Source organism: Treponema parvum (assembly GCF_017893965.1).
GTDB classification, from domain to species: domain Bacteria; phylum Spirochaetota; class Spirochaetia; order Treponematales; family Treponemataceae; genus Treponema_D; species Treponema_D parvum.
On sequence record NZ_CP054142.1, the window covers coordinates 642,488 to 659,752 of the forward strand.

Consider the following 17,265-nt stretch of genomic DNA (forward strand, 5'->3'; position numbering starts at 1 on the left):
TTTGCGCACAGTTGATAAGCGATGTTTCGGCATTGTCCGAAACTCGAAGTTAAATTGAACGGCGATATTCTAGACGTTCAATAAGTTTGCGCTCTGTATTGAACCTTGAGAACGGAAGCTACTCTGCCGTCTACAGTGTAAGCGCGATCGGGATTTGTTTTGTCTATTATTGTCTTTAGTCCGTTGTAAAACGAATAATAATATGTGCCTTCCGGCAAGTGCAGATCAAGCGCGTAAAGGCCGGGTTCTATTTCGTCCATCGTATAAATCCATGAATCCCAGTTTGTAAAGGAGCCGCCTAGCCGGATTTTTTGTCCGCTTTCGCCTCTGTAAATAAAGCGCACGGCATTGTTTTTCGAAGTTTCAGTTGCCGGAGGTGAAGTGCGGTCTATGTTCACCTTTGAAAGACGGATGCCCGTTTCAAGATTGTATTCGGAATCCGGATTGAGAGGATCGATTGTCCATAATCCGTCGATGATTAATCTGTAAGAAACGGAGAGGGCGTTTTTGGGAATATCCAAAATGTAAAAGAACCATGAATCAACGGGCTTACCGTCGATGTCGGTAAAGGTGCGCAATTTAAATGCGTGGATCTTTTTAAAATTTTCAAAGTCGAATGCTATTCCTACGGAACGAGCCGTATGGGGCGCCGTAAAGACGATGCAGTCGTTTATTATCTGCGGCCTGTTTACTCCTGTAATTTTTGATAAAAGTTCGTCCGTGATTGCCGTATGTGTGTTGTCAAATTCCTGCGCGGACAAAAAAAACGAGTCGGCTAAAACCAATACCGCTGTCAAAAATACGAATAAAGATCGCTTCATATTTTGAATATCGGTAATATCCGAAAGAAAATTAATAGCCTGAATGGCGGTTTGGCGCCAATGTAGCGTCAGCGGAACTCCGGGAAGTCCCCTAAAACGACTTTGAAGGCGGTTTTGTTTATGCGGCGTTTAGATGCGGAATTTATTAACAAAGGGACAAAAAATATCCGTTAATAGAAATATATAAGGAGAACCTATAAAAACTTCGGTTTTTATAGGTAACTGCGGCTCATGAGCCGTCAAAATGCGATGTTTTAACTTGCGATAATACAGCGAGTTAAAACTCGTCTGCATCTCGAAAAAACAGCAAAAAGAGAGTTTTTCGAGATGCACTAGGGTATATTGCCCTTGTATCGGTATCTTTTGTGGGGTAAAATCAAAGTCGAATGCCTGGAAAAACAAACTTACAACAATTTTCTTCAGACGTACTCAATATAGGCGACGAAGTTAAGGTTCGTGCAGCGCGCGGCGAAAAACCTTCGATCTATGAAATTCCTCCGGATATCGCCGATACCGACGATTCTCAGGACTTTGTGATAGGCATGCCTGAGCCGGAAGAGCTGGAAGAAGATAAAACTCAAGATTCATCCGAAACAAATACTGAAACAAACGAAGACCATGGAGACACAGGAGCCTTTGTTCCCGACATTCCGTTGCCCGGCGAAGATATCGTTGCCGGACCTTCCGATATTCCCGATTTGGACGCTATCTTAAATGGCGTAGTATCTTCCGGCAATGCGGCCGGAAAGGCAGGTTCCGCAAAGCAATCCGACAGCGCCGATATAGATCTGGATCAGCTTTTAGACAGCGTAACAGGGGGCAATCGCGGTAAAGATCTGACTGGTGATAATCTCCAATCTCAGAACTCCGCGCCTCGATCCGTTTCCGAAGAAAAAACGAGCCCTGACTCTCCGATTCAGGATACGTCTTTTTCGGATTTCGGTCTTGACAATATTCCGGATTTGGAAAACATTTCCGATGAAGACCTTGTTCCGCCCGCAAAAGACACCGGCAATTTAGGTGCCGAGCCTTCAGGCGGCGCGGCGGCTGAAAACGCCGGAAATTTAAGTACCTCGTCCGCCGATTATATGCCCGCCGTTGACGAACTTGGAGCGGCTTCAGTGCGTGCAGGCGATGATGCGCCGGTAAGCGGTAAAACAGAAGCCGACGCTTCTTCTGCTGGAGGGGAAACGGCTGTCGGCGGCGGGGAAGGCGATCCGTTTGCCGACGACGATTTTGACGGTACAGATTCCGCTATAGATTTGACGGGCGACATTTCCGAAGAATCGAAAGAGGTTCCCGACGATTATACCGCTTCTTGGGATTACGACGTTCCGTCTGAAAATACGGCGGCGGGGGCGGACGGAAACGATAAGGAATCCGGCTCAGACAGCGGTCTTGAAGAAACTGGTACTTCCGCGCCGGGCGCAAGCGCGGCGCATGCCGAAGACGATTTTGATAAAGACTCCGTTTCCTCGAGCGCGGATGTGTTCGGCGGAGATTTCGGCCTTGACGACATCGATACGGATGTAAAGACTCCTCCTTCGACCGATGAAACCGCCGTTGATGACGACATAGATCTGTCGGCCTTGGACGATATTGATCTTTCCGGCACCGATTCTGCGGATCTGAGCGCAGGAGAGGCTTCTTTTAACGATGAAGAGAATTTTGATAAGGCAGGAATAGAAGACGGCGGAGGCGAGGGACATGAGCTTGAGAGCGGGCATAAGCCTGAGACGGGCTCAGGACTTGACGATCTTAACATAAGCGAAACCGACGCCCGCATGGGCTCTCCGGGTGACGATTTCGATTCAATGGATGACGAAGATTTTTCGATTCCCGGTTTTTCGGACATAGACGAAGCGGCTCTGGACAGGACTGTCTCATCGAAGATCTTCCCGGCAAAGGAACCCGATTCCGAAACAGGCGATGCCGGCGCATCTCAAGAAAACTCTCTTACGGAAGACGAATACGAGCGGTTCAAAAAAAATCTTTCAGGCTATCCTCTTAACGTAAAACTTGCCGTAGAAGAACTGATCGTAAGTGAAGAATTCAAAGACGATGCGATCTTTGAAGTTATAGAAAGGGTATTAAAAAAACAATCCGCCAGGCAGTTGGCTTCTCACCTTGAGAAAATGCTTGATATTTCGCTTCCTGTTCCTCGGAATTTTGAGCGCCGCACCGTTGCGGAATATGAAGCGTATAAAGCGTCGTTTGAATATCAGCTTAAAAATAAAATCATTCCCCTAGGATTGATCTGCGTCGCGCTAGGCTTAATCGGGATTTTCCTTTTCTTTACTGTAAAACAGTTCGTTTACAATCCTCTTAAGGCGGTAAGTCTTTACCGGCAAGGCTATGAGCTTTTGGAATCCGAAGAATACCCCCAGTCCGAACAGAAATTTAAAGAGGCGGTTACATATAAGGAAAATAAAAAGTGGTTTTACAGGTACGCGAGAGCGTATAGAGCGCACAAACAGTACGAGCGCGCAAGGGTAATGTACGACGACATTTTAAAGCGCTTTAACAACGACAAACCTGCGGGGCTTGAGTATGCCGATATGGAATGGCGCGATCTTGCCAATTATGAAGGCGCCGTAAGGATAATAAACGACCGCGTGCTTTTATATCATGTAAACGATCCGGACGCCCTCTTACAGCTTGGCGACATTTACCTTGACTGGGGCGATAACGGTGAGCCTGAAAACTATGAAAAAGCCAGGATCAATTACGCTTCGCTTATGAATCTTTACGGAGCGAAAGATCTGTATCTTTCGCGAATGCTGCGTTATTTTATACGCACGGACAATTTACGCGAAGTTTTGCAGCTTAAAGACGTATTCTTCCCGAAGAAAAAATCTTTAGGAGCTCAGGATCTTACCGAACTCAGCGGATACATGTTTGATAAAATTCAAGGCGGTCTTACGCCGGCCGAAGAATATCTTCGCGACAAAATAGAAGACGTAAAGGCTCTTATGGAAAGGGCGATACAAGCAGATCCCAATAATCCTACAGCCTTGTACAATATGGCGCGTTATTATCTTAATATGGCGAACAACAGCGCCGGTTTGAATTTTCTTGACGCCGCCATAGAAGCTTTTAAAAACGTTCCTAAGACGACGAAGGCCGACGCATACCGCAGAATAGATTCATACAGATTGAAGGGCGAAATTTACGTAAAACAGAATGAAATAATAAAGGCCGTAGAAACATATACTGAAGGAATTTCACTGTATAAGACGCAAAGCCAATCCCTGCCCGGAAATTACATAATAGGAAAACTTTACAGCGATATGGCGGACATAGATTATTTTAAGTTCAATAATACGGACGCCGCTTACGAATATTACAGAGCCGCGCTTGAAAATGAAAACGACACTCCTTCAATCCGCTATCGGATAGGCGCAATATTGTACGAAAAAAACCGCTTCCCTGAAGCTTTGGGCGCTTTTATCGCCGTAGCGGAGCTTGTTCCGGACGACAATAATCTGCTTATGGCTTTGGGAAACGTCCTTTCCGAAAGAAACAGCTATAACGCCGCAAAGGGATATTACGAAGAATTGCTTTCTCATTTGGACGTATTGCGTGCAAACCGCGGAATCCTTCTTCCCCAAGTCGAAGCGGACGATGCCGATATAGTAGAGCTCTATATGAAAGCTTCAAATAATCTCGGCGTTATCTTATATCATCTTGCAAGACGCACAGGTAACAGTAACCTCAACGCCAGATCCATTGTTTACTTTTCGGAATCTTTAAGAGCTTGGGACGCCCTTACGCGCAATCAGGTGACGATGACGCGGCTTCCGGGTACAAACCTTGCAGAAGAGAATATAAGATATATTTTAAAACCAGTATCTGATTTTGAACCGGCCGTTTATCCCGACATACCGCGGACATTGAGCGGAGAAAAGGGAATCGACTAAAGGAATTTATTGATGAGCGATAGAATAAGCGGCATTCTTATAAAACAGCATATTATTGATCTAAAAAAAGAAGTGTTCAGAAAATCCATCCATATATGCGCGGGGTTTGTTCCTTTTTTTCTTGCCAAAGCCTATGTGCTTACGATCGTGTTTTTGTGTTTGAGCCTTACGCTGTACCTGATATTTGAATCTATGAGGATAAGAGGATGCGAAATTCCGCTTGTCTCCGCAATCACCGCCGCAGCTGCGAGAAAGCGTGATGAAAACAAATTTGTACTAGGCCCCGTTACTCTTGTTTTGGGAATTATTGCGTGTGCGCTTCTTTGGGAAAGGGTGCCCGCTGCGGTCGGCATTTATGCGCTGGCGTTCGGCGACGGTCTTGCAAGCCTTGTAGGAAAACTGATGGGTTCCATAAAAATTCCTTTTACACGGGGAAAGACCGTCGCCGGAAGTCTCGCCTGTTTTATAGCGATTTTTTGTTCTACGTTTTTAGTGCTGCGTTCCGTTAAATCTGCTCTTTTTATAGCCGTTTTCGGAATGTTAATTGAAATACTGCCTTTAAAAAATCTGGATAACCTTGTGATTCCCGTTGTGCTGGGCGGAATCGCCCAGTTTATAATCATAAATCAAATTTTTTAACCGATCTTTATGCTGCGGTCTTTTTCTTGAGTCCCGTTTTTACAGGTTTGGGGGCAGGGGAGCCTTGCGGTCTTGATGCAGTTTGCAACGCGCCTTTCGCCGTAAGTGTTTTACGCAGTATCGTACCGTCACTGCCACAGATATTTTCTGTGCAGGTTTGAAAGATATAAGTACGTACCTGATGCCATAAGCGAAGTTCCTGCAAAAAGTTTTAAATAGTTGTCGGTATTGCAAAGGATAAAATAGCCTGTGACGAGAGTTGCATAGCCGGCGGCGGTTTGCCTTATCCTTTCCGATCCTTGCTGTATGCCGGCTGCAAGGATCGAAACACCCGAAAGCAAAAAGACTGAAAATCTGAAGATAAAAAGAAACGTCTGATAGCCCCATTTTATAGTGCACAGATGGGTAACCTGTATGGAATTTATGGGAATAATGGCGCAGCATACCATCGACGTAAAAAAGATCATAGTCATATTGCGCTCTTCGTTTAGACGCTGTTCAGGATCGCTCATTAAGGCTATGAATAAAAAGCTTAAAGGACAAAGCATTCTGCCTAAAACTATCACCCTTCCGGCAAACAATACCAAAGGCGACGTAAAAGCCCACGATCCGTTCAACGGGATGATAAGCCTTGCGGATTCCGTTAGACATCCGATCAAAAATGCGCTGAAAAAAAGTATTTCAATGGTCTTTGTTTTTGCAAAATTGCTGTATACGAAAATCTGCGTAATAATCGTATACAGCATAAAGACAAAGATCGAAGTGATCACTGCGGAAAATTCATATCTTAATAAGAACAGGCTGCCGGATCCCTGCCTTTCGGGAGGAAGCAGAATATTTCCCTTGAAATTAAAAAGAAAAAAAACAACAGCGATAGCAACGCAGCTTATAATCGAAGCTATCCTGAGCAATAAAAACATACGATCTCTTGTCGCTATAGTCATGTAAAAATCATAATAGTTAGCCTTATTTTAGTAAAGACTTACTTATAAATTCCGAAAATAAAAGGGAATAGGAAAGGCTCCTGACAATAGAAGTCTTATAATGTTTATGACCGAATTTTTCGCTTCAATATTTGGAGGATGTATGAAAAAATTCATTCCGTTTGCTTTTTTATCTTTCTTTTTAGGGATGTACATATTTGCAGGAGACGCCGCCGTTTTTGTGGATGAAGGTTTTTCAAAAGACGGTTCGATATATGTTTTCGGCCAATACGGTAAAAAAGATCGTTCGTTTGAGCCGTATGCGGAAATTTTCGTCGTTGACGTCGCTAAAAATGATTTTGTTACAGGCGGAATATTTAAAAGCGAAGTAGGGCAGAGTTCGGTGTCTGAAAGCGCCTTGAGCGTGTTTGAAAAACTGGAAGCGAAAAACTTTCTTAAACTTAAAAAATACGATCTTAAAAAGACAAATGCGGATAATCTGTTGTATGTTTCATCCGATGAAAATAAAAAGGGTTTTGAAAAGATCGTCTTTTCCGATTTTGCAGCGTCCACCCTTGCGGAGCCTGTTAAATGGTCTGTAGAGCTGATTCCTTCCGTTTCAGGAAACGCTGATAACGCGAGTTCCTCATTTTATATTTCCGTAAAAAAGCAGGACGCCTCCGGCCGCGTAATAAAAGAATATAAAGCCGGTTCGCCCGACATAAGACGTAAAGGCGTATCGGGATACAATATCGAAAAAATCCTCAGGGACGATTATCAAAAAAGCCTTGTCTTTGTAATTGAAAAGACCGTCGAAGATAAAAACGGAATTTCCATAAGATACATGGTAGAAACACTGAAACTGTAAAATATTTTGACTGTTTTGTAAGCAAAGCTTGATCCGCCGCGTGTTTTGCACATTTTTGCACATTTTTGCGGTGATTTTTTTCCGTTTTTGCATTTCTCTGCAATTATTGTTGCGGAGGCGCTTATGCAAAAGACGGCAAGATCGAAAGACCGGAAATTATTTTTAAAAAGATTCTTTTCTGTTTTTTTTCAAACTCTGTTTTGGAGCGTTGCGGTACTGTCTTCAGTTTATAATATCTCGTGCCGCATATCCGCCGAAGGAATACAAATTCTTTCAGGCGATTACGAGTCTCCTAAAATTCTTTCAATAGTTGCGGAATCCGAAAAAAAGATAAGGGTCAGCCTTTCCGAAGAAGTAAACGTGATAGGCTTAACTTTAAGCAAACAGTCCGCCGTTTTATCCGATACTTTGACGTCCGTGTTCGGCGGAGAACCTGATAATGAATTTTTTCCCTCGTCGCTTTACGCTGCGTGCGGCGTTGAAAATTCGATACCGATTTCTATAGAAAGCGAAGAAGGCGGAAGGCTCATAATATGCAATCTCGCTATGCCCACCGAAATAGGGCGAAAATATGTTTTATACGGAGAAATAGAAGATAAAAACGGCAATACGCTTACCTTTTCTTCACCGGTCATAGGATTTAATCCCCGTGCGGCGAGAGTCGTGTTCAGTGAAATTCAAGACAGATCTACCGAAAAAGGCGGTGTGGAATTTATAGAGCTTTACGTGTTGGAACCGGGCAATCTGTCGGGGCTTGTAATTTCAAGCGCAAACGACGGGAAAGACTATGACGTCTGCCTTCCGCCCGTAGAAGTCGATGCCGGAGATTTTGTTGTCGTGCATTTAAGAAATTCGGGGGACGGTTGTATTTCGGAATACGGCGACGATCTGGAGCTTTCAACGGCTCAGGGAAGCAGTTCTTCACGCGACATCTGGATCGTTAATACCGACAGCCGGTTGGGTTCCACGCAGGATGTGCTTTTGCTCGAAGACGGCAACCGCTCTTCATTGATCGATGCGTTTTTATATACCAAAAACTCAAAGACACAGTGGATGAAAGCGCCTTTGGAAGAAGCCGCCCGAAGAGCGTATGAAAGCGGCATATGGAAAAACGGGTGTTCGATAGATAATGCTTTTAAAGTTTCAGGCGATTCCATGCAGTGTATTTTTGCACGAAAGAATTTATCTGCGTTGGATTCGGCCGCAGAATCCGGAACACTGCCTGCAGGGGGAATAAGAGTTGTTCCTGAAGATTGGGAAAGAAAGACGGCATCTTCGGTAACTCCCGGAAGGTAGACGAAAGACAGCCGATTGCGCACAGGCGGAAATACAGGTAGAAAATTCTTCGCTGTTGTGATATATTTTGCGGCATGGTTGAATTATTGGCGCCCGCCGGAAATGTCGAAGCGCTGGACGCTGCGATAGGCGAAGGAGCCGACGCAGTATATTTGGGATTAAAGAGTTTTAACGCAAGGCTCCGCTCTTCAAATTTTGCATGGAATCAGTTTGAAGCCGCCGTGTATTCTCTGCATCGCCTTGGCAAAAAAATATATGTGACAGTTAACACCGTTGTCGAGGACAGAGAGACGGAGCGCCTTTATCGCTTTTTGGAATATTTAAATCGCGTCGGGCCGGACGGTCTCATCGTTCAGGATTTTGCCGTGCTGCGCATGGCAAGACAGTTTTTTCCCGATATGGTTTTACACGCTTCAACACAGATGAACGTCGAGAGCGCCGCCGCCGTAAACCTTTTGAGCAGGGAAGGCGTAAAACGCGTGGTTGTCGCCCGTGAACTCGGACTTGAAGAGATTCGCGCGATAAAGGCAAGAACTAACGCTGAACTCGAGATGTTTGTTCACGGGGCCTTGTGCGTAAGCGAGTCGGGGCTGTGTCTTTTTTCCAGTTTTCTCGGCGGCAAATCCGCTAACAGGGGAATGTGCACTCAGGCGTGCCGAAGGTTTTATACGGCCGACGTTCCGGGCGGGTACAAGCAGGGATATTATTTTTCTCCGTATGATCTCCAGCTTATCGATCGGATACCGGAACTTATAGAAGCCGGAGTGGATTCTTTTAAAATTGAAGGGCGGATGAAGAGCGCCGAATATGTCGGAAGCGTCGTTTCCGCCTACAGGTATGTGATCGATCATTACAAAGACAATAAAAAAGAAACCGTCGCCGCGGCGAAACGTATGCTCGCAACCGATTTTGCGCGCAGTAAAACTTCTTATTGGTACGGTTTTAAAAGCATAAAAGATGGAATGGAAAATGCCGGAAAAGCGATACTGAATCCCGATCAGGCCGGCGGAACGGGGATCTTTCTTGGAACCATAGAATCTTCCAAGGTGATTAAAAATAAGTCCCAAATTAAGGCTCCTTACTTCGGGAATGAGGGCGAAAGAGAATCGGGAGAAGACAAAGACTTTCCCGCTGATGATAAAAAAGGCGATATATATGTGGTCCTTTTAAGCGGGGGAACATATGACCCTGAAATAGGCGATTCCATACGTCTTCATAAAAAGGACGATTCCGGCAGAAAGAGCCATAAGGTGCGTTTCGTTACGGTAGACAAAAACGGGCGCCGCTGGATAGATATTCCCTCGGATTTTTCAAAGGGGGACAGCGTCTACCTGCTTCAGACAAAAGCCATGTCAAAACATTATTCCCGCGTTTTGCCCAACGACATTTCATCGTTCAGGCGCCAGCCGGGAGCGGGAAGGCTTCCTATCCTTGATTTGACGCCGATAAAAAAAGGCGAGCTCTTGTATTTCCCTGAAGGATTGTACGTCCAAGTTTCTACATTGGAAGATTTGTTTGTTATTCAATCGGCCCGTCCGGTCAGGGTTATATTGGAATTGAACGGCGAAACGGCATCCGCTCTTAAAGAAAAGAAGATAATTCTGCCGTTTTCAAAAAAACAGATTTTTTTGTCGCTGGATCCGTTTGTTCCCGAAGGAACGTACGACACTCTCAAAGAGACGATCGAGTTTCTTGTAAATGACGGTTTTAACGTTTGGGTTGTCAATAATATCGCCCACATTTCCATGCTCAGAGGGAAAAATGTAAATATCGTGGCAGGGCCTTATCTTTACACGTTTAACAGGTGGGCCGTATCTTGGCTTGAAAATCAAAACATCGGCGCCTTTATAAGTCCCTATGAAAATTCCCGTAAAAACCTCGAAGCTACTTACGACAGGCAGTTCAGGCAGAGGGTTTTGGTTCCCGTTTTCGCCTATCCGGCCTTGTTTAGAATGCGTTTTAAACTTCCCGCCGACTATGATTTTACATATTTTACCGACAAGGAAGAAAAGGAATTTAAAGTGAATTCTACGAACGACGGCTCGTTCGTCATGCCGGAAGAACCTTTTTCGATTTTGGATAAGACTGAAATCATCAGATCGGCAGGCTTTAAAAGCTTGCTCATCGATCTTTCGAAGACAAGGGTTTCCAAAGGTGATTTTAAACAGATTGTAAATGCATATTTGAAACATCTGGTTTTGCCGGGAACGTCGCGCTTTAATTGGAAAGACGGGTTTTATTCCCAGGAAAAGATCGATGAGCGCAAGGCTGTTGCGGCCGCTTATGCTGCAGGAACCTTCCGTCCTGAATACGGCGCCTCTAAGAAAAAAAAGACGCGTTTCGGTAAAAGGTGAATAATTGTTGGAAATCGGGAACTGTCCAAAAACTTAAGCTTTGGGACAGCCTCATGTGCCGCCCGTAATCGGCAATTGCGGTTTTTTTCGGGCGGAATGCACAACGCACAGCCGATCGATCGACTGATCAAGCTGGAACCAATCGATCATCATCATTGCGACCGGCTGTCTGGTATTCGTGCGGAGATTTCAATACCTCGCTGCCGCTTGAGGCTTCGCTGTCTGAGGCGAGATTGTTGATTACACCGCGCTAAAATACCGGCTGAGTAACCTCCCCAGCCTCTTTGAGCTGCATTATTTCGGAATCGGCTTCGTTCGCCTCTTTAACTTCCGAATTATTTTCCGTGTTTTTTGATATTTCGTCGGTTTTTTTCAGCGGTTTCATCTCGATGTGTTCGGCGATCACTATGATCTTGCTTCTGTTTTCGCCTTCGGGCGTCTTCCATCTGTTTTGTTTTAACCTTCCTACTACGCGTACACCTCTGCCTTTTTCGGCTGCGCCGGCGCAAAATTCCGCAAGTTTACCGTAACTTTCCACGTCGAAGTATGAAACTTCCGTATCGTATCCGCCGCTTGCGTTTTTATAATAGCGGTCTACAGCCAGAGGCAGCACGCAGATGCTCGTGCCCTTAGGCGAGAGTTTAAGCTCGGGCTTTTTTACGGCATTCCCTTCCAAAATAGTCGAATTGAGTTTATTCATATTTCCTCCTGATAAAAAACTCCTGCATAAGTGATTAGCGGCAGTCTGTGCAAAAAAAAACAGCGATCACCAAAGGTTCTCACTGTTATTAATTGCTGTGAAGTTGAATTTCGGAAAATAAAATTGCGGGAAATGACGCATTATATTCGCTAAAGCGGATTGCAGATAAGTTTTAGAGGCGGTCTTATGTAAGTCCCTTTAGAAGATGCAGTATGTACATTCTTACATACATGTTGAGCGCCTCGGGTTCTCCGATCCGTTTCATGTTGGGAGTATTACACAGCGTGTTTGCAAGATTTTCCAGACGGTTTTCATCGAATGTAATGCCGTTAAGAGTGCTGAATACGTTTCGTATATAGTCCCTGATCAGGGCGTTTACGTCTTCTTCCAAATTCATGCGGTTTTTTTTGTCTATCAGCTTATTCCATATTTTAGCATAGGAATCCATGTCGCGTTCGACCGTAGAACCTTCCTGAACAAAGTGCTTTTCAAGAGCCTGTGCCGCCTGTGCCAAAGCTTTGCCTTTGCTCATCGGCTGTTTTGCGCCATGGGCAATTTCCTGATCGTAATTGACTTTTTGAAATGCCGTCACAGAAGGGTTTTGCTTGAATTTTTCAGGTTTTTTTGTAAACAGCGATATTAACCAACTTACGATGGGAAGCGAGTACCAGAAAGGCAGTGCGAACTTTGCGTTTGCCAAAAGATCCTGTTGTTTTAATAAAAGCAGCGTGCTGTAAGGCACTAACCTGTCGTGTTCAAATAAGGAAAGCGGAATTTCCGTATTTTTTGAGCGCAGTTCGTATGTGAGAGTAAGCAGGAAATTCGCATTAAGCAGGGAGTACAAAATAGGAGCCATTTTTTCAGTCTTTGAACGTAAAAGTTCTTCGTATTTTGCCTGATTGTACATTTCAGGCACCTTTGTGAAATTCCTAAGCAACTCTATCCAATTGTCGGTGATAATCTTTCCTACCGTGTCGTGAGCTTCGTTGCAAAGTCTGACAATAAGAGGAAGAATTTTATCCTTGTAAATAAAAAAGAGCGTTTTCGATTGCACCTTAAATACCAAAAGATCCGGAAGGAGAGATGATCCTTCGTCAGCATTATTTGAAGTCTCTTTTTCAAGGAACGCTTTAAGGTCTTCGTCAGTATATAATTTTATGAGAGGCACGCCCTTTTTATTTACGATGCCCGTAATGTCGTTTATCGTAAAATAGTAAGGAGGTTTTTGGAGCGCTTTTTTCAGATATTCAAGAGCTTCCTGCTTTTGGTTTTCCTGTTTTATTTTATCCTTATAAAAAGAAATGATTATTTCCGCTATGTATATGGCCTGCAAGACATTTGTATCTTCGGAAGTACGGTCTTTTATGCTTTCGTAATCTTCTCGAATAAAATAGCACAGCTGCGTCCAAAAATAAAAATTATCGCCGGGTTCTTTTAGATCGTTTATGATATCATTGGAAAAATTTACGAATTTATCAAAAAAGTTTTTTGTGGCCAATTCTTTTCCTTGATTTGATATGTGCAGTTTTTTTGCAAAATAACCGCGGTATTCTTCTTTTTGAAGAAGAATGCGGATCTTTGCCATACAAATTTCTCCGAGAGTGGAAACTTTTAAAGACGAAGGCACTATTATAGGCGGAATTTCATGCGGCAAAGACAGACAATACAAGATTTTGTCGTCCGTTTCTTGTTTTTTCAGCGCAGCATGAAGATAGTCCGAAGCATTTTTTTTGTACAAAATATCGGTCGGCACGGATTTTGGCAAATCGGATATTGTCGGAAAAGGAGTCGTCGGTTTTATTGCAATTTCCTGATACAGTTTTTCGAATTTTTGTACGTATATCGTTGTGACGAAAATGGTACGTTTTTTATCGTTGCCAATGATCAGTATTTTGCGAGCGGCTTCAAGTTCTTCAAGATCTTTTTCAATCTGAGCGTCCGCATTTCCCAAATACATCACCAGATCGGGCTGCTCTTCAACATGGATCTGTGCATATTTTTTTACATAACTGATAAATTCATCGTAATCTACAGTCGATGTATTTAAACGGTTTGCGTAAAATTTTAACAATATATTAATTATAGATTTATTTGCCATAAGTGAAATTTAATATAACAATAAACAAGGAGTTAGGGAAGGGTAACATGGCAAATTGTTGACCGAATTATTGACGGCCGCCCGCCGAATATTTAAAATACACAAGAGGAAAAAATATGCTGTCAAAACGTATGAGCCTTTTACATCCGTATGTTCCGGGCGAGCAGCCTAAGGACAGGGACTATATAAAACTGAACGCAAATGAAAATCCTTATCCCCCGTCGCCTGAAGTAACTGCCGCCGTAAATAAATTTTTGTCCGAAAGCCCTGAAAAATTGGGGCTGTATCCCGACCCTGATTCCGGCGATTTAAGAGCGGAAATAGCCGCCATGATAAACAAAACGGGAGGCGTTCTTTCAAGGACGGAAACGTCTTTTTCTTCCGATGCGGCCGAACGCGATCACGGCGCCGCCTCCGATCCGATCGAATGCGCTTCCTGCGTTCCCTCAGAAAAAGACAAAATACCTTTTACCGTCGTTCCCGAAATGATCTACACGGGAAACGGCAGCGACGAAGTGCTTTCATTTATATTTTTCGCTTTTTTCGACGGAGACAGGCCTCTTATAATTCCGAAATTTTCTTACAGTTTTTATCCGGTTTACTGCGGGTTTTACAATATTCCGTTTTGTCCCGTTCCGCTAAAGGAAGACTGGAGCGTTGACGATAAAAAGATGGTTTTTGAAGCGAATAAAATGAATTCCGGAATGATTTTTGCAAACCCGAACGCTCCTACCGGAGTAGGACTGTCCCGTTCGCAGATAAGGCAAATGCTTTTAAATGCGCCTAAGGATAAGGCCTTTGTCGTAGACGAAGCGTATGCGGATTTTGGAGGAGAGAGCTGCATTCCGCTGCTTTCGGAATTTAACAATCTCATAATAGTGCGTACTTTCAGCAAAAGTCTTTGCGGAGCGGGAATGAGAAGCGGCTATATAGTCGCAAGCCCTGAAGTTGTAAGAGCCGTGACGACCGTAAAAAATTCGCTGAATCATTTTCCCGTAGATGCGATAACACAAGTCGCCTGCCGCGCCGCATGCAGATCGGTCGCGTATTATGTTAATTGCGCAAAAGCTGTCGTTAAAGAACGTGAAAAATTTACTTTGTTTTTGCAGAATCACGGTTGGAAAGTTCTCCCCTCGCAGACGAATTTCGTATTTGCAAAAAAAAGCGGAGTAAGCGGGCAGGAAGCCTATCGGAAAATAAAAGAAGACGGAATTTTAGTCAGGATATTTTCTACGCCGGGAATTGAAGATTTTTTGAGGATTTCCATAGGGACTCCGGCTCAAATGCTTGCTTTGCAAAGATCCATGGAAGATCTGTAGGCGGAATTTTCGCGGCGATTTTTTTAAAGCAAAGAACCGCGGCGACTTTTAAGCTGCAAATCGCGAGTTTCGGGTAAAGCCGAAACATCGCAAATCATATGCGCGAAAAAGCGCACCTGTTGCCGGCTCCAAAATCTGAAGATTTATTCGCCGGACAATTTTAAGGATCGTTCTAAAGGCTCCGAAAAATTTTCCGAAAGGTTTTTCGAAGTGTTTTCGGCGTTTGAGCAAAACCTGAATCCCAGATAGTTGTATATCGCGTTCGGATCGTAGGAATAGCGGTCTCCGCAGAATATGAATCCCGTGTAAGGCGACCAGCTTCCGCCTCTCGCCGTCCGCTCAAATCCGTATTCAGGGCCTGCCGCGCGCTCACCGGGAGACATGTCCTTGTACGTATCCATCCAGTCCCAACAAAACTCAAGAACGTTCCCGCTCATGTCAAAAAGGCCGGATCCGTTTGCGTTTCCGCTTCCGGGGACAGGGAGCGCGTCGGGCGAAAAAGGCGTCCCTGCAGTTCCTACGGTTCTTGTTCCGTCTGAATTGCCGTCGTACCACGCTACAGTGTTTTGGAGCACGCTTTCGTCGTTGTTGCCGTAGCGGTCGATCTGTCCGCTGGCCGAGTCTCCGCGTTGGAAACCTGCCTGAGTCCGGCGGGCGGCATATTCCCATTCGGCTTCGGACGGTAGACGGAACCCGTCCGCTTCCCAGCCGCACTGCGCCAGATCCAGCACGGCCGTATCGCATGAATCCCTGAGAACCTCGCCCTTGTATGTGTAGCAGGGAGTTTTGCCGTATATTTCGCTTAAAGCGTTGCACCATACGGCCGCATCATGCCAGCTTATCATTGTGACCGGCTGAAAACGTTTTTTTTCGGTGGGCGCTTGTCCGCGCCGCCCGCCGGAGCCTTCCTGTCCGAGGTTTTGAAATTGATAGCCGTTATTTTCCGCCCAAATTCTTACCGTATACCATAATTCATAGCACGTTTCGTACTTATTCATTAAAAACGGCGTTATCCAGCGGACGGCGGTGTAAGACTGAGTGTTATCCCCGATAGTGTAAACATCGTAAACGGCATTCGCATCGGGGCCGAGCTTTACCATGTCGATCTGGACGAAATCCTGTATGAAAATGTTCGTCTGCGCCTCTGAGAGAAATGGAAAGAATAAAAGGATGATTGTAAAAAAAAACGCTCGCAGCTTTTTCATTTGGAATCTCCGCGCTGTCTTTTTTTATTTTTGCGCTCTTTTGCTCTTTTTCTGAGCGCGGGAGAAACTTGCTGGAGCGAAGACCTGTCGCCGAAAAGAATACGCGCAAACATGGTAGAAACTATGCAGATAAAGATGATCACAATTATTCCGAGACCGCCGGAATTTTGGAGGGGCAGCGGAATGTTCATTCCGAAAAAACTTACTATAAAAGTAGGAATCATAAGAATTATGTTTATGATCGTAAGTTTTTTCATTACTATATTTAAATTATTTGAAATTACGGAAGCAAAGGCGTCCATCATGCCCGAAAGAATGTTGCTGTAAGTGTCCGCCATGCCTATGGCCTGTCTGTTGTCTACGTCCACGTCGTCAAGCCAGTCCTGGTCGTCTTCGTCCAATTTAAGAAGCTTTGTCTTTCTGAATTTCTCAAGCAGAACCTGATTGTTGCTCAAAGAGGTCGTAAAGAATTCAAGAGATTTTTCAAGGTTTAAAAGCTGAATTATTTCTTTATTTTCGATCGAAACCTGCAGTTCTTTTTGTATGCTTGCAGACCTGCGGTTTATCTCTTTCAGATAGCGTAAAAACAATATGTCCGAGCGGCTTAGTATTTGGATCATAAAGGCGGGAAAGTCTTCAAGCCTCGCGCCTTTTACTCTGTTTGCGGAAAAATCTTTTAGCACTTCGCAATCGGTCCAGCATATGGTTATGATAAAATTATCTTTTATTATAACGCCGAGCGGAATTGTAAAATACGGGATTTCGGCATTCATTTCAAAAATAGGAAGACGCATTATGACGAGAGTATATTCGTCCGCCGCTTCTATTCGCGACAATTCGTCCGGGTCGAGAATATCAAGGATGTGTTCGTTTTCGATCAGGTAATCGTTTTCAAGTTCGCTTATGTCGTCGGTCGTCACGGAACGGGCGTCGACCCACGTTTTCAGCTTAGGATCCAGATCTTCTTTTTTCACACGGATAAGCTTTCCGTGGATTTGCTGCCAATATGTGATCATAAAAATGTCCTTTTACGCGAAGATTAGCGTGCAGAACATTGCGGTATTTAATTCCGGCTTAGCCCTGCAGAGGCTTTTATGCAATGTAAGCTGCATAAATGATAAT

At 44.3% G+C, this 17,265-nt stretch carries 13 protein-coding genes; 7 read left to right on the forward strand and 6 right to left on the reverse strand.

The window, feature by feature from the left end; all coding sequences use genetic code 11:
- Positions 1-77: 77 nt before the first annotated feature.
- On the reverse strand, positions 78-821 hold the full coding sequence (locus tag HRQ91_RS03010; protein ID WP_246473264.1) for a glycogen-binding domain-containing protein: 744 nt from the start codon (positions 819-821) through the stop codon (positions 78-80).
- A 386-nt stretch (positions 822-1,207) separates the two neighbouring features.
- Here HRQ91_RS03010 and flcA point away from each other — a divergent pair, with 386 nt between their 5' ends.
- Both flcA and HRQ91_RS03020 read left to right on the forward strand, forming a co-directional pair.
- Positions 1,208-4,741 (forward strand): periplasmic flagellar collar protein FlcA, encoded by a 3,534-nt coding sequence (flcA, locus tag HRQ91_RS03015; RefSeq protein WP_210120198.1) that lies wholly within the window; start codon positions 1,208-1,210, stop codon positions 4,739-4,741.
- Between the two features lie 12 nt (positions 4,742-4,753).
- Positions 4,754-5,380: a diacylglycerol/polyprenol kinase family protein gene (locus tag HRQ91_RS03020; RefSeq protein WP_210120199.1), complete on the forward strand. Its 627-nt coding sequence runs from the start codon at positions 4,754-4,756 to the stop codon at positions 5,378-5,380.
- 128 nt (positions 5,381-5,508) lie between these two features.
- Here HRQ91_RS03020 and HRQ91_RS03025 read toward each other — a convergent pair whose 3' ends face one another.
- Entirely contained in the window at positions 5,509-5,892 is a 384-nt protein-coding gene (locus HRQ91_RS03025; protein WP_210120200.1) for a hypothetical protein, read from the reverse strand.
- A 7-nt stretch (positions 5,893-5,899) separates the two neighbouring features.
- Between HRQ91_RS03025 and HRQ91_RS03030 the strand changes: the two genes are divergently transcribed.
- From HRQ91_RS03030 to HRQ91_RS03045, 4 genes are all read left to right on the forward strand, one after another.
- Positions 5,900-6,328, forward strand: a complete 429-nt coding sequence (locus HRQ91_RS03030) for a hypothetical protein (protein ID WP_210120201.1) — start codon at positions 5,900-5,902, stop codon at positions 6,326-6,328.
- 138 nt (positions 6,329-6,466) lie between these two features.
- A complete protein-coding gene (locus HRQ91_RS03035) occupies positions 6,467-7,171 on the forward strand; it encodes a DUF2259 domain-containing protein (protein ID WP_210120202.1) in 705 nt (234 codons plus the stop codon).
- Between the two features lie 123 nt (positions 7,172-7,294).
- A complete protein-coding gene (locus HRQ91_RS03040) occupies positions 7,295-8,467 on the forward strand; it encodes a lipoprotein TP_1001-related protein (protein WP_210120203.1) in 1,173 nt (390 codons plus the stop codon).
- A gap of 74 nt (positions 8,468-8,541) precedes the next feature.
- A complete protein-coding gene (locus tag HRQ91_RS03045; protein WP_210120204.1) occupies positions 8,542-10,821 on the forward strand; it encodes a peptidase U32 family protein in 2,280 nt (759 codons plus the stop codon).
- 250 nt (positions 10,822-11,071) lie between these two features.
- Here HRQ91_RS03045 and HRQ91_RS03050 read toward each other — a convergent pair whose 3' ends face one another.
- Together HRQ91_RS03050 and HRQ91_RS03055 are read right to left on the reverse strand one after the other, a co-directional pair.
- Positions 11,072-11,521: a single-stranded DNA-binding protein gene (locus tag HRQ91_RS03050; RefSeq protein ID WP_210120205.1), complete on the reverse strand. Its 450-nt coding sequence runs from the start codon at positions 11,519-11,521 to the stop codon at positions 11,072-11,074.
- 184 nt (positions 11,522-11,705) lie between these two features.
- Positions 11,706-13,619, reverse strand: coding sequence for a hypothetical protein (locus HRQ91_RS03055; protein WP_210120206.1), 1,914 nt, complete (start codon positions 13,617-13,619; stop codon positions 11,706-11,708).
- Between the two features lie 116 nt (positions 13,620-13,735).
- On the opposite strand from HRQ91_RS03055, the gene HRQ91_RS03060 reads away from it, so the two are divergent.
- The gene (locus HRQ91_RS03060) at positions 13,736-14,938 is read left to right on the forward strand and encodes a pyridoxal phosphate-dependent aminotransferase (protein WP_210120207.1); all 1,203 of its coding nucleotides are present in this window, start codon (positions 13,736-13,738) and stop codon (positions 14,936-14,938) included.
- 143 nt (positions 14,939-15,081) lie between these two features.
- On the opposite strand, the gene HRQ91_RS03065 is transcribed toward HRQ91_RS03060, so the two are convergent.
- Positions 15,082-16,143 (reverse strand): formylglycine-generating enzyme family protein, encoded by a 1,062-nt coding sequence (locus HRQ91_RS03065; RefSeq protein ID WP_210120208.1) that lies wholly within the window; start codon positions 16,141-16,143, stop codon positions 15,082-15,084.
- Positions 16,140-17,159, reverse strand: a complete 1,020-nt coding sequence (locus HRQ91_RS03070; RefSeq protein ID WP_210120209.1) for a magnesium transporter CorA family protein — start codon at positions 17,157-17,159, stop codon at positions 16,140-16,142. The genes HRQ91_RS03065 and HRQ91_RS03070 overlap by 4 nt, the downstream gene beginning before the upstream one ends.
- Positions 17,160-17,265 lie beyond the last annotated feature (106 nt).